The sequence below is a fragment of the Pseudoalteromonas sp. J2K-J031 genome, assembly GCF_058197095.2.
Map to the genome: position 1 here is coordinate 2,813,170 of NZ_CM200279.1, position 13,460 is coordinate 2,826,629.

At 40.5% G+C, this 13,460-nt stretch carries 17 protein-coding genes; all 17 read left to right on the forward strand.

The features are described 5' to 3' along the window. Window positions 1-42 precede the first annotated feature (42 nt). Window positions 43-1,041, forward strand: a complete 999-nt coding sequence (locus AC3KZC_RS12730; RefSeq protein WP_490578406.1) for a phosphoadenosine phosphosulfate reductase domain-containing protein — start codon at window positions 43-45, stop codon at window positions 1,039-1,041. A gap of 21 nt (window positions 1,042-1,062) precedes the next feature. Further along, window positions 1,063-2,217 carry an ATP-dependent DNA ligase gene (locus AC3KZC_RS12735; protein WP_490578405.1) on the forward strand — a complete coding sequence of 385 codons (1,155 nt, stop codon included), beginning with the start codon at window positions 1,063-1,065 and terminating at the stop codon, window positions 2,215-2,217. Between the two features lie 177 nt (window positions 2,218-2,394). Then, complete coding sequence (locus AC3KZC_RS12740; RefSeq protein WP_490578404.1) at window positions 2,395-2,760, forward strand: hypothetical protein; 366 nt, start codon at window positions 2,395-2,397, stop codon at window positions 2,758-2,760. 300 nt (window positions 2,761-3,060) lie between these two features. After that, window positions 3,061-4,434: a DNA cytosine methyltransferase gene (locus AC3KZC_RS12745; RefSeq protein ID WP_490578403.1), complete on the forward strand. Its 1,374-nt coding sequence runs from the start codon at window positions 3,061-3,063 to the stop codon at window positions 4,432-4,434. 14 nt (window positions 4,435-4,448) lie between these two features. After that, complete coding sequence (locus AC3KZC_RS12750; RefSeq protein ID WP_490578402.1) at window positions 4,449-5,252, forward strand: adenine nucleotide alpha hydrolase family protein; 804 nt, start codon at window positions 4,449-4,451, stop codon at window positions 5,250-5,252. Window positions 5,253-5,319: 67 nt separating this feature from the next. Beyond that, window positions 5,320-5,772: a hypothetical protein gene (locus AC3KZC_RS12755; RefSeq protein WP_490578401.1), complete on the forward strand. Its 453-nt coding sequence runs from the start codon at window positions 5,320-5,322 to the stop codon at window positions 5,770-5,772. 63 nt (window positions 5,773-5,835) lie between these two features. Then, window positions 5,836-6,339, forward strand: coding sequence for a hypothetical protein (locus tag AC3KZC_RS12760; protein ID WP_490578400.1), 504 nt, complete (start codon window positions 5,836-5,838; stop codon window positions 6,337-6,339). A gap of 122 nt (window positions 6,340-6,461) precedes the next feature. Then, window positions 6,462-6,743 (forward strand): hypothetical protein, encoded by a 282-nt coding sequence (locus tag AC3KZC_RS12765; protein ID WP_490578399.1) that lies wholly within the window; start codon window positions 6,462-6,464, stop codon window positions 6,741-6,743. Window positions 6,744-6,854: 111 nt separating this feature from the next. Further along, complete coding sequence (locus AC3KZC_RS12770) at window positions 6,855-7,310, forward strand: hypothetical protein (RefSeq protein ID WP_490578398.1); 456 nt, start codon at window positions 6,855-6,857, stop codon at window positions 7,308-7,310. A 55-nt stretch (window positions 7,311-7,365) separates the two neighbouring features. After that, window positions 7,366-7,815 carry a hypothetical protein gene (locus AC3KZC_RS12775; protein ID WP_490578397.1) on the forward strand — a complete coding sequence of 150 codons (450 nt, stop codon included), beginning with the start codon at window positions 7,366-7,368 and terminating at the stop codon, window positions 7,813-7,815. A 211-nt stretch (window positions 7,816-8,026) separates the two neighbouring features. Then, window positions 8,027-8,365 (forward strand): hypothetical protein, encoded by a 339-nt coding sequence (locus tag AC3KZC_RS12780; RefSeq protein WP_490578396.1) that lies wholly within the window; start codon window positions 8,027-8,029, stop codon window positions 8,363-8,365. Further along, window positions 8,340-8,786, forward strand: a complete 447-nt coding sequence (locus AC3KZC_RS12785; protein WP_490578395.1) for a hypothetical protein — start codon at window positions 8,340-8,342, stop codon at window positions 8,784-8,786. Before AC3KZC_RS12780 ends, AC3KZC_RS12785 begins: the two co-directional genes overlap by 26 nt. Before the next feature lie 119 nt (window positions 8,787-8,905). Then, complete coding sequence (locus tag AC3KZC_RS12790; protein WP_490578394.1) at window positions 8,906-9,133, forward strand: hypothetical protein; 228 nt, start codon at window positions 8,906-8,908, stop codon at window positions 9,131-9,133. Between the two features lie 47 nt (window positions 9,134-9,180). Continuing rightward, the gene (locus AC3KZC_RS12795; protein WP_490578393.1) at window positions 9,181-9,891 is read left to right on the forward strand and encodes a hypothetical protein; all 711 of its coding nucleotides are present in this window, start codon (window positions 9,181-9,183) and stop codon (window positions 9,889-9,891) included. Then, window positions 9,879-10,430: a hypothetical protein gene (locus AC3KZC_RS12800; protein WP_490578392.1), complete on the forward strand. Its 552-nt coding sequence runs from the start codon at window positions 9,879-9,881 to the stop codon at window positions 10,428-10,430. The genes AC3KZC_RS12795 and AC3KZC_RS12800 overlap by 13 nt, the downstream gene beginning before the upstream one ends. Then, window positions 10,360-11,856: a helicase-related protein gene (locus AC3KZC_RS12805; protein WP_490578391.1), complete on the forward strand. Its 1,497-nt coding sequence runs from the start codon at window positions 10,360-10,362 to the stop codon at window positions 11,854-11,856. Before AC3KZC_RS12800 ends, AC3KZC_RS12805 begins: the two co-directional genes overlap by 71 nt. A gap of 509 nt (window positions 11,857-12,365) precedes the next feature. Beyond that, complete coding sequence (locus AC3KZC_RS12810; protein ID WP_490578390.1) at window positions 12,366-13,427, forward strand: hypothetical protein; 1,062 nt, start codon at window positions 12,366-12,368, stop codon at window positions 13,425-13,427. The last annotated feature ends 33 nt before the right edge of the window (window positions 13,428-13,460 follow it).

Consider the following 13,460-nt stretch of genomic DNA (forward strand, 5'->3'; position numbering starts at 1 on the left):
GGTACGAACCCCACTGATTTAACTAAAACTAGGATTGACGATATGACTCAGACAGTTGTCGAAGTTATACCCCACAGCCCGAACCTAAGCGATTATGACACTGTGGCCATAGCGTTTAGCGGTGGTAAAGACTCCGTTGCGGCAGTTCTCCACGTTATTGATGAAGGTGTACCAATTAACAAGATCATACTTCTGCATCATGATGTTGATGGTGAAGATAGTGACTTGATGGATTGGCCCTGCACCAAAGCCTATTGCATTGCTTTTGCAAAACACTTTGATATGCGAATTTTCTTTAGTTGGAAAGTTGGTGGTTTTGAAGGTGAAATGCTCAGGGAAAATGCTTTGACTAAGCCTGTAACATTTGAGGCTACCAACGGTGCACGTATTACCGTTGGGGGTGTTTCCGGTAAAAAGAACACAAGGCTAAAGTTTCCACAGACAGCGGCAGATCTTAGAACTCGCTGGTGTTCAGCGTACTTAAAAGTTGATGTGGGGTCAAAGGTGTTAATACATGACCCACTTTTTAAAACCGGAAAAACACTATTTATTACAGGTGAAAGGGCCGAAGAAAGTGCTTCCAGAGCGAAATACCAGACCTTTCAGCCCCACATGGCAGATAACCGAAATGGTAAGAAAGCAAGCCGACACATTGACCATTGGCGACCAGTTCACGCTTGGAATGAAAAAGAAGTATGGCTTACATTACAGCGCCACCAAATATTAGCCCACCCTGCGTACCATCTAGGATGGGGTAGAACCAGTTGTTTGGCCTGTATTTTTGGATCCGCGAATCAATGGGCAACAATAAAGAAATATATGCCCGAAAAATTTAATCGTATAGCGGAATACGAAAAACAATTTGGCTTAACCATTAATCGAAAGCTGAGTGTGGAAGAACAGGCCTCGAAGGGTAAGCCTTATGATTGTGACCCAAAATGGCTAGAAATAGCACTCAGTACAGAATTTACCGCTAACATTCATACACCTTATTGGAGGCTCCCAGCGGGTGCTTTTGGTGAGTCTGTTGGCCCAACTTAAAATAAGATAGGATTGACGAAAATGTCTCAAACACATTACAACCAAACGCTTTATAAAATTCACTCAACGGGCCAAGTTGGTAGTTGGCAAATAACGGTTGACCAAGCCTCTTGCGGTGAAGTAACCCTTACCCGTTCAGCGTTAAAAGTCTTAGGCGGCAAGCCCGTGATCACGCCACAGATTTATACTGAAGGTAAAAACCTTGGTCGTGCTAATGAAACGACACCCTTGATGCAAGCGGTATTTGACGCACAATCAAAAGTCAAAAAGCAACTCGACAAGGGATATGTAACAGAAGTGCCAAAAGAAGGTGACATTGTTACGAACTCGCTTGGTTTTGCAAAACCAATGCTGGCACAGCCTATTGAAAAGGTTAAAAAGTGGGATTTTCCCGTATATGCTTCACCGAAGCTTGATGGCCACCGCATGTTGGCCACGGTGCAAGATGGCAAAGTCGTACTCTACTCACGTCAAGGTAAGGTTTTGGACGTGGAACACATTCGTTCTGAACTGCAAAGCTTGCATGAGATAATGCCTACCCTTTTAGAATCGGTAACGCTCGATGGTGAAGTTTACGCCCATGGTGAAACGCTTCAAACAATTTCGTCGTGGGTTAAAAAGCCTAAACCTGAAAGTAAAAAACTTAAATACGTTATGTACGATGTGATCAGTCAAGACCCCAACTGTTATGACTTGCGTCTTAGCTTTATAACCCGTGTAGCTAATCTTGTTAACTCTGAAATTATTGATGTTGTGCCCTCTCCTTATTTGGAAAGTGAACCCGAACTTGATGACTTTCACTCTGAAAACTTAAGCAACGGTTACGAAGGAACGATGGTTCGCCATGGTAATGCCGGATATGAAGAAGGTAAGCGTTCGAATTCGTTAATGAAGAAAAAAGATTTCCAAGATGCCGAGTTTAAGGTCACAAGTGTTAAGTCTGGGACTCCCGTCATTAAAGGCGAGATAACTTACCAAGTCGCGGTTTATGAATGTATAACATCCGAAGGCAAAGCTTTTACTTGCACTTCGCCTGGCACGATGCAAGAAAAACATCAAGCATGGTTAGACCGAGAGAACGCAACAGGGAAAATGCTAACTGTTAAGTTCTTTAACTACACACCGGAGAACATCCCATTCTTACCTGTAGCGCTTCGCTTAAGAGAGGACATCTAATGGCAAAAATGTACACTTATAAGTTTCTTATTAGCGATAAGATCAAAACTTCTGGGGAAGGTAAAACGCTCGCCACAAATGCTTTTGAGGCCGTAACCGAGGCGAGAAAGCATTTGGCGAAACTGTTTGACAGACCATTGGATAGTATCACCATAAAAAATGTTCAAGAGGTGAGCTATGAGCCCAGATGAACACGCTAGACGAGCCATGACACATTTTTACTTCTGTAATGCTGTGATACACACCCTCACTACCTTTAACGGTGATGGTGTAGCCAATATTGGGGATGTTTTGGGTGTGGGTGAAGATGTTCTAGTACAAGATCTTTATCCGTACAGCATGATTTTGCATGATGAACTGGATAATTTTGATTTCTTAGGTAGTGAGCTGTTCGAGATTACGGGTTCGTTAGCCACTTACTTTTGGGTCGCAGTTAATGTTGATGACCTTGGGAACCTTCCTGACGCCCTTTTATTTACAGAAGAAGTGAGGCGACAACTCACAGAGCTAAAATCTAAACAGGATTGTCCATGGCAAAAATAAAATATTTAGATCTTGAAATGGTAGACACAGCCCCCGCGCCTTGTGATTTCAGTCTTGGCCAGAAGGTTATGTTCACAAACGAATTTGGTATTTCGTTTGGGCCATACACGATAATTGGGTTTGATGACAGAGTAACATACGGTAGGTTTATTTATTTAAATAAGGACTCTTACTGGTTTGCCTGTAGCCCAGATTCGTTAGAAAAAATAACGCATCCATGGACACTCTCTGAACATTATTAAAACTAAACCTAGGGGGGGGAACACTCCCCCCTATTTAACTAAAACTAGGATTGACGATATGTCTGAGCAAATCAGCTATACGACTATAAAAAAGCATCGTTCGGGTGCTAGATTGTGGCTTGAAGGTGCAAAACTTCAAACTGCAGGATTTGAACGCGGTGGCTATTACTTTCGAGAGATAGACACCGAAAACAAGACCATCACCCTAAAAGAGCATCCTGATGGTGACTACAAGGTTTCGGGTCGTCTTAGAAACGATGTAGAGTTACCTATCATTGATTTAAGTCTCGGTAAGTTTGGTAATGAATTCCCCGAAGGAACACGCATTAGGGCCATTTTTTGTTCTCGGGGGGTTATAAAAATAACCATTCATCATGAAGAACAAGCTAAAACAACGCGAGAAGAGCGATTAAAAAAAGCAATCCTGTCAGGTAAATTAACAGAAGCCTCAGTGTGTACGGGTGGCGGTATTAGCACCGCTGCTGTTCATCAAGCGATTACGGAAAACGATTTAGATTCAAGTGTGGTCTGGGTTGTTGACCAAGAAATTAAATATCTTCAATCCGCAGCCGCTCAGAACTTTGCTATTACCGATGAAACCGTTTTTTTTGAAAGTAAACTCGAAGAACTGGAACCCGAACTACTTAAGCAAGTGGACATATTCAGCTTTAGTTTGCCTTGTGCGGGTTTATCCCAAGCGGGTGCATCAAGCCACAAACTAAGTCCTGAAGAGCATGAGTCTGGTACGAGTATCTTTGGCTTAATGAGTACGCTGAGGGCCGCGAATCCATCGATAATTTACTCTGAGAACGTACCACAGGCTAAAGGTAGTCCAATGTACGTGCTTATTCAGCAAGAGCTTATTCGACGTGGCTACCACGTTATAGAAGCTGTTTTAGATAACGTTCAAACGGGAACATTTGAAAATAGAAAACGCTTTTGGTTCATGGCTATTTCAAATGGCTTGCCGGTTTCCGTCGTTAACGAAGTCTTTAAATTCAAGATGACGCGAACATATCCAACACTACGAGATCTATTAGATGTAAATGTTTCTGAATCCGATTGGTCAGCTAATGAATACCTTAAAGCCAAATCCATTCGTGACGCCAAAAACGGTAAAGGTTTTGCTAAAAGACAGCTATTAAATGGTGATGAAACGCATTGTGGAACCATTGGTAGATTTTATCATAAAAGGCGTAGTACTGAACCGTTTATAGTCCGAGGGGACGGCATGGAGCGGTTACTAACGATTAACGAACATGCCCGAGCTAAGTCTATTCCCGAAACATTAATAGCGAAATGCAACATGACTCATGGCCATGAAATTCTTGGCCAGAGCGTTGATTACAGACAAGCGTTTGCACCGATGTTTAACCTTATTCATAACCTAAAAAATTACTTTAAAGGTGATGACCTTATTTACTATTTCTAATAGGTTGAAAGATCATGAGACCAAAAATAGCATTAACCTTTAGTAGTGGTCGCTCTTCAGCAACGATGGTAGATCGGTTTCTCAACGAGTATTCCGCTAATTTTGATTTCCAGATTTGCTTTGCAAATACCGGATGGGAACACCCCGAAAGCTTGGAGTTTGCTAAAAAGTGTGATGATCATTGGGGTGGAATTGTTACTTGGCTAGAAGCCGTAGTGCATCCCGGGCTAAAGTCCTCAACTCACAAGATTGTTACTTATGAAACCGCCAGTAGAAATCAAGAACCATTTAAAGCGGTAATTGAAAAATACGGTATTCCCAATAAGGGTTATCCTCACTGTACTCGGGAACTTAAAGAAAACGTTATTATAAGTTACCTGAAGTCATTAGGGTGGAAAAACGGCACTTATCCAACCGCTATAGGTATTCGTGGTGATGAACCTAAACGCCTGAACCGTGGTTTGAATAAATCTAATGGCCAATACCGTATTTACCCTTTAGCCGATTGGTTTTATATGTCTAAACAGGAGGTCTTAGACTATTGGAAAAGAAAGCCTTTTGATTTAGGTATTCCAGAACATTTTGGTAATTGTGAGGGTTGTTATCGAAAGTCGGCTTCAAAGCTAGAGTTAGTCTATTTAGAAAAACCTCAAGCCTTTGACTTTGCATTAAATATGGAGCAAGCTTATGGTAAAGTAGGAAAAAATAAAATACGTGGCGTTTACGTTGACGAACCACGGCAATTCTATCGAGGTGAAATTTCAGCTAAAGATATGATTGCCAATTTTAAACTAAAACAAGTACAAACCGCAGCTTGATTATATTTTACTGTCGCACAGGCAGCTTAGTAACTTAAATTCAATTTAATCAATGCAAGGAAAACCCATGAAAATTAAAATGTTATCAGCTTGTACTACTAAAGGTTTCACTATTAATACCGAAGCTTTCAAGCTATTCAAACCCGATGACTTAGCAGTACGTCTTTATTTTTCAGATAATAGCTTTTTTGAAATAGAGATTCATGACGAAACAGAAACAATGTCTCTCGATGAATTTATGCACGAAGTTGGCTTTGTTATGTCTAGGGAACACTTAATACAACATTCTGTGGGCCTAGAAGCTGTTCATAAGTTCTTAATGTCCGATGAAGCTAAAGTTGAATATGCGCCAAAAAGAAAGTTTGGTGACAATTCAAATGAAGCGGTATTAACCCGAGAAGTATTGAAAGTATCCCCACATTGTTCACCTCAAGAGTTTAAGAGTATTGCTTTTGATCTGTATAAGAACTTAGGTTTTACAAAAGAAGACTTGAAGCTAGCAATTAACCTCTACGCCTAATTTTAAATGTTCCCCGATTCGTCGGGGCTGTCAATTCCGACACACAAAAATTATGGAGTTATTATGATTTATATTGTTAGTTCTGAATATGTTGGCCCTAACAGTCAGGATTCTAGGGGGAATATTTTAGGTGATACGTTGGTGATGTCTATCACTTCTGAAGCGCCCCGAACCAACCTAAGCCATGAAGTTAGGGTTGATGGTTGGTTGGGTACTACAAATGATTGGTCGCATCACGCTCACGGTGAGTTTGAAGATGTGGAAGATGCTTTAATGTATCTTCATTCAAAAAATTTCACGCATCAAGTCGAAGACGAAGATCCTAGTGTTATCAGCTCATGGCAGCGTGAGAGTGCAAGCCGAGAGAATTGGAGTGCCGGAGATTGGTTGCTCAACGCTATGAGTGTTGAGGGTGTGTTAAAAGAATACGCTATCACGGCAACAACAACGGATGACGAGCTTTCGCTCATATCTGACAAGATAGAAGCTGAGGCTATTAGTGACAATATCAACTTGCATGGTACGTTAGATTTACTCACTGAGATTCGTGACGAGTTAATAGATTAGTTTCAAGGCTGGCATCCTTAACTGCCAAAGTCGCTCACAGGGAGCGTGGATTACGCTGGCAATCGTACTGCTAAAATAAATTATTAAGGATTTAAAATGGCTGATTCACGAGTAGGTGATTTATGAAATTAGTTGATACTTTACGAGGCAAAAGAAGAGTAGATGTTGCTAACAAACTTGTAGAAAATAACGATGGTGACATGGTTGCTTACACAAAAATAGTGCCTACGCACGTTAATGGCGAGCAATTGTTTGCATACGTTTATACGTGTGGCAAAGCAGCAACGGCTTTGACATTACAAGGCCACAAGGACGCTAATGAGTTGAGTGCCGAAGAGAAAGCAGCAAACTTAAAAAAACAAGCTATACGCTCAATCATGAGTGAAGGCTATGGAGATTATTAAAACCACCCACCAGTACGGTTTTTGTGAGGATTTAACATGACAGCGCAACAACGCGCAGAGCAAAAGCGCAGTGACAAGATTTTAATTAATTAATTTAAAGGTATGAAATAAATGAAACAAAAAATGGATGTAAGTTTTGTTGAAAGCTTAATCGTTAATGCTGAAAATGAGCATTATTCAAACGATGATGACTTGAAATTTTATCGCTTTTTCAATTTAAGAGCTCCAATAGATGGGATACATCCCTCACCTATTGCCCTTAAAAAACTGAAATTAATGAAAGAAAATTTTGATTTGGGTATCGATGTGGAAGAAATACTTATTTCAGTTGAGCTTAGTAAATCTCAGAGTGATTATGCCCGAAAACAGCTAATTGCTAATGATAGGCGTCGAACTTCCCAAGAAGATATGGATAGAGAGGACGAAGCCTGTGCCGATAAAATCTTGTATGCCATCGAAAATGAAGATCTTAATCAAGACTACATTGATGAATTAGAACAAGACGCTGAATCGGCTGCGAGCGAACGTAACGTAATATTATCTATGAAACACCAAGGCTTAAGATAAAACTCGTTAACTGCCGAACAGGCAGAGGCAATCACGCCAATTAATAGAGGTTTATATGGAAAAAGTAATTTTTACTATCGTAGATAATGGTGATTTACAACCCGAAGCTTTTGCTAGTGCACAACAGGCTCAAGACGAAATCAACGAGTATGATGATGAAGATGCTTATCTGATGAAAATAATCCCAATGACGGAGGCAGAATTCATTGGCCGCTTATCCTTGGGTACTTTCTATGATTCGGATGTGGCGCAACAAATTGAAGAAAAAATTCAAGAAGAACCCGAACCAGAAAAGCTTTATGCTGAAATAGGTTTTGCTCAAGATAATTGGGTTGGGAAGATGTACGCAGAACACTTCCGGTTTTGCTTAGTCGAAGGTGGCTACGCCTCTGACGAGGAATTTCACGAAATACCGCTTAGGACCTTCGCTGAATTTCTCAACCATTTAAGAAAAGAGATTGATTTTGCTGAGGACTATGACAAAGCCCTAGCAAAGTACCAATAATCGGGGGGCATTAAATTTAATTAAATGGATTAAAAAACAAATTCGGCTATACTGCCCGTGTAAGAAAGGATGTGCCAATTTTGAATCTAACGGTGATTCGCCCCACCCATTATCGGGGATTGTGCTAGTTCAACTCTAGCATTGGCACTACCCTTTACATTTGCCACAATCACTGATGTGGCGTATTTAACTAAAACTAGGATTGACGATCATGCTTAAAAAAGCTGTTATCATTATTGCTCCCGTATTTATTAAGAATTACGGTATTCACTTCACTACCCCTTCACTCTCAGGCGTAAATAATAACGCTTGGTACGAGTTAGGTATTCCACACGCCAAAGAACTAACCCCAGAAGTTTTACATTTAAAAATCCAAGACCTGTTTATGGCGGCACAATTAGCGGCTTATGTTATGTCCGTTGAAAAGCGTGGCCAAGATTGGTTAGTCACTTACAAACCTTTACCAGAGGGTGCTCGGGTTGTCTTAGTACCTTCGGGATATACCGTTGCCTGGGAGGAAGGTTATGAGCCAGCACCAGTCTGTCATTGATCAATTAACGGATGAAGATAAAACGTTGTTAATTGAAAAAACAGATTTACTGAAGTGGTATATCGAAAACGTTTATACGCCTGAATGGGTATCGCCCTTTCTGGCCTCAATTGATAACGATGCCCTAGATCAATTTCTTACTAACTCAGATTTCTTAAGTCGCGTACTTCTAGCTTTAAAAGAAACACTTAATGTTAATGAGATTGAGGCTATTCTTCTTAAGAATTTAGATGTGGCCAGCATGATTGAAGATCCATCCGAAGATTTAAGCCAAATTCTTAAAAGTTGTGGGTTGAATCACGAATCCTACGACTTGATTGAAGAGTTAAAAAAGCGCTATCATAAACATGATTCAGATGTTAAGCACTTTATTAACGACCTGAGTTCTGATCCAAAGCTTACCCTACTGCTTAGGTCATAATGATTTAAACTATAAACTAGGATTGATGATATGACATTAAGCCAAATGGGCTGTGAGGCTCAGAATTATTCTAAAACTATTAGGCCATTTAAAAGCCGACATCCACCTTGAGGCATCTTATGTCAACTTCAATTGATTCAAAAATATTACTTATTCTAAGAGTGTGTAGCGCCATTGTTCGCTCTAAAGGTGCAGACGTTAAAGTCGAAAATTCCGTTTGGAATGAAGTAAGCTTACTACGCTTGATTAAGGAAACTAAAACTCAATGTGATAGAGAAGACCGGATGGTAGAAAGTATTGATAAACTCTACTACCAATTTGAATCAAAAATTAGCGCTTTAAACTAAAAATTAGGGGGTGACTCACCCCTTCATAAAATTATAGGATTGATGATATGGCATCTGCATTAGCCAAAATTCCAGAACCAATGGATCAAATACCACATTTTGGTCTGATTGAAGGTATTAACTCACGGTTTTACCTGTTTCAAGACGTTACTCCAAACGGCTTCGATTTCAAGCCTAAAACACGACCATCAGGCAAAATTGTTGGTGGTATCAAAGGTCGTTGCCCTCATGCGATAAACGGTTATCTTAAACAACGTTCTGTTATCAAGAAACATTCCCAAACTTTCGACACTATTAAGTTTGATCCCGTAGTAAAAATGATGGCACCCCTACCTTGGGAAATAAAAGGTGAACGTGTTGTCCAAGTTAGTTCTCAAGACTTTATGATCCCATCGTTATGGTTTAAGACTTTAGAGACCCTGAGTTCACCAAATTACTCTCAAGTCTTAGATATTAATTCACAGCGTTTGAATTACATCATCCAAGCCCTTGAACAAACTAACCTACAACCTTTGGTTCTCTATGGTATTTACGAGGCTCATTATTCTCTGGTTGCCGAAATTATAGCTCTTTCTAAAAATTCACCTCGGACGTTAATCCTAGTTACGAGTTGTAAGTTACCAAACGTGGCCACTATTGAGACTAAGTTACCCGAACTAATTGGTTTAAATGAGCTAGTAACATTACCACTAGAGCATATCGGTGTTCGTTTAATTGATAAATTTATTAATGGTGGAACTCTGCCTTGGCAAGAGTAGCAAAAGACAAACAGCGAACACCGTGGCCAACAATTTTATCCGACCATGAACGTGGCCGAAGATTATCCTCAGTGTATTTTAAACTCAAACGTGATGGTGTGACTGATAATGCAACTGTGTCAAGAGAGTTAAATATTGCACCTGAAACAGTCTCAAAATACACCTATAAGCCACCGATAGATTACGCCCTAAAGTATTGTTATTTATATAATGTGGATATCTTAGAAGTGTATCCAGAACTGGTGTGGCTGCGAGACCGTTGGATGAAAGAATTTGATAAGCATCTAACGCTAATTGAACGGGCATCGGAAGTTAAAAACCCCAGAATAATAAGCCAATTAATAGAGGCTTGCCGTCATGGTCTGACGCTGTATCTAAACCCAGAAATAAATTTTGATTTGGGGCGTTTAAAGAGTGATGCACAGGATATTTGCCTAGCATCGATGGGGAACCTTCGAAGAAAACGTCATGAAACTTATCAAGAAGCGAGAGCAAAAGAGAATGAAAAATTCTTTAATACCATGCCAACCAATAAATAGCGGTCTGATAAATTTCGATTTGGTACAAGAAAAGCGCGAAACCCTAAGAGTTAGACCCTATCAATCAGAACATTTAGGTTTTTTCTTAAATGAACGCAGAGCCATTGACTGCTCTGAAGCAGGTACGGGTAAAACTCCCGTTATGTGCTTATGGATTTACGCCATGAGCCAAGAAGGTAGAGTAATTTGGTGTATGCCTAAGTCACTCTTGGCCAAGAATTATGAGGAGTTATTGCTTTGGAGTTCGCTAACACCAGACCAGATAACCCTTGTTGATGGCACTAAAGATCAGCGTAGAAAACAAATAGAAAGAAAATCGACAAAAGTCTTCATCATGGGTTTTGATTCCTTTGCCAATAACTGGCAACAAATACGGGAATTACACCGCAACACATTACATTTGTGTGTCGATGAAGCACACAAAGGCTTTAGTACTCATGGTGAAAGAGATTACCGTAATCCTCGTAGATATTATGGGCCAAGAAGAACGGCATTGATGTACGATTATTTAAAGGCCGGAGGTGCTTTTCTTCCGGCAACTGGAACGCTTTTAAATGGGCGATTAAGCTCTGCTTACCCCTCATTATCAATGATTGAACCAAGGCTTTACGGTACGTATAAAGCTTTTTTAGAATGGCATGCTGTTCTGGATGCCTGGGGCAACCCGTTTATCTGGAAGAACCACGATAGGCTATCAAAAATATTAGACCGTCACGGTCGCAGAATTACCTTCGAAAAGGCTTATGGAAAAGAAAACAAAGAGATCTTTACTATTCCATGCTTAATGAGTAAGAGCCAATCTAAACCCTATCGTGAAATGGAAGCAAGAGCGATTACTGAGCTTGATTCTGGTGAAGATTTAGAAGCAAAAAATGGTGCGGGTGCTATTCGTCGATGTCTCGAAATTATGCAGATACCCGAAAAGTATGGTTTTGTCGAGGGGGATGAAGGTAAGCTAGAACAGCTTAGGAACCTCCTAGAAGACGCTAAAGAAACTAAAGCACCAATCCTAATATTTGAGACCGTTAAGGCCGCACAATCGAAATGGTGTGCTTTGGCGGTTGAATTAGGTCTTACTTCTAAAATTATGAATGGCGATGTGACGGGAAATAACCGACAGTGGATGGATAAAAAATTCCGTGAAGGTGAAATTCAAGTCTTGGTATGTTCACCGGACGTTGCCGGTGTTGGTTTTAACTGGCAACACGTTGACACCATTATTTTTATGTCCCTTGATTGGCAAGACACAACGTTTATACAGAATTATCGTCGAGCGCTACGGGGACAAAGAGAGCTAGCGTTGAAGATTTATATCCTCATGTATCGGGCGTCAATTGATGGGAGAATAGCCGCCAAAATCAATGCCAAATCTAAAGACCGCACTCAAGTTGAAGAGGGTGTGGAAGTAAATATAAAAATACCCTAACCCGTCATAAAAAATGATAAGACAGGTATAGGTCTTTAATGACATTATAACCTTTAAGGTGTCCAAATTGATAAATAACAATACTTTTTTACTAGCTGTTTTACAGGAGCTAGTAGTTAATACTGGCAAGACTAACCCTACGGTTGAAAGCCAGAAAATGGAGTACGTATGTGAACGATTCCGGTTTTCGTATCTACAGTCTTCAAATACAACTCAGGCCGAAGTTTTGAATACTTTAAAGAACTCCGCTGTTGAACTTCAAAGTTTTTTAAAAATTCAGATTGAAGATATCGATTCAGAGTTAACAAGGCTTGCAAGTCAAGAAAAACAAGTCTAGAATAAAAATCGTCCTAGATAATTTCTAGGACGTGGGAGATTCCACCCCTAAGCAAAAAATAATGCTTAGGGGTGAAATTCACCCTCAAAATTTGGGATTGACGTATGTACCTGATTATTGAGTTAAATCTTAATCTTAATCTTAATCATAATCTAAAGAAGGCTTTAAAATAATGAATAATATCGAACAAATGATCCAAGCGGCTCAACAATCTGTAAACCAGAACCACCATCCAATTACTATCGAGCAGATGCCACAGCAATCTCAACAGCAGATGTCACAGCAGATGCCACAGCAATCTCAACAGCAGATGTCACAGCAATCTCAACAGCAGATGTCACAGCAGATGCCACAGCAATCTCAACAGCAGATGTCACAGCAGATGCCACAGCAATCTCAACAGCAGATGTCACAGCAGATGCCACAGCAATCTCAACAGCAGATGCCACAGCAGATGCCACAGCAATCTCAACAGCAGATGTCACAGCAGATGCCACAGCAATCTCAACAGCAGATGCCACAGCAATATCAACAGCAGATGCCGCAGCAATATCAACAGCAGATGCCACAGCAATATCAACAGCAGATGCCACAGCAATCTCAACAGCAGATGCCACAGCAATCTCAACTACCAGCACATCTAATGCAGTATTCAACACCAATGAATATGACAATGGAAAGCCTAGATGCGATGGGGCTGCAAGTTGACCATTGGTTAAAACCAGACTTTGCGGGTATTGCTGTAGGCGATCTTCCCTCAATTGTTCCTGAAGTAATAGCCTCAATTAAGATGGTACAGAATTCGGGCTACGTTCTGGGTATGGGGTTACGTTGGGGAAAACAGCCCGCGAGATATGATTTTACAACCGATTGTGTAACCTCGACAAAAACGGGCGCACCTTGGGTTCAATCTATTATGAACGCTCTTGCTGTAGACCCTTTAACACAGCCTTATCGTGCGGTACAACTATGCTTTACGCTTTGCAAAGACGTTGTTGCTTTTGACGGCACAAGAGTTGCTAAGGCTGGTGAAAGTTTAGGTTACACAACTCCAATGACGAACTGGGCGGAATGGTCAAATTTCTACCGGATGGTGACGGAAAAAAATCTTCACAACCAGACTGTTAAAGTTAAATTAACCAACAAGGCCTTAGATAAAAATGGTAACAAGTGGGGTGTGGTTTTATTCGAATTAATAACCGAGTCAGCATCACAAGAGCAAAACGCAGCATAAGATTACTTTGGCGGTTAAGTTGACCGCCAAATT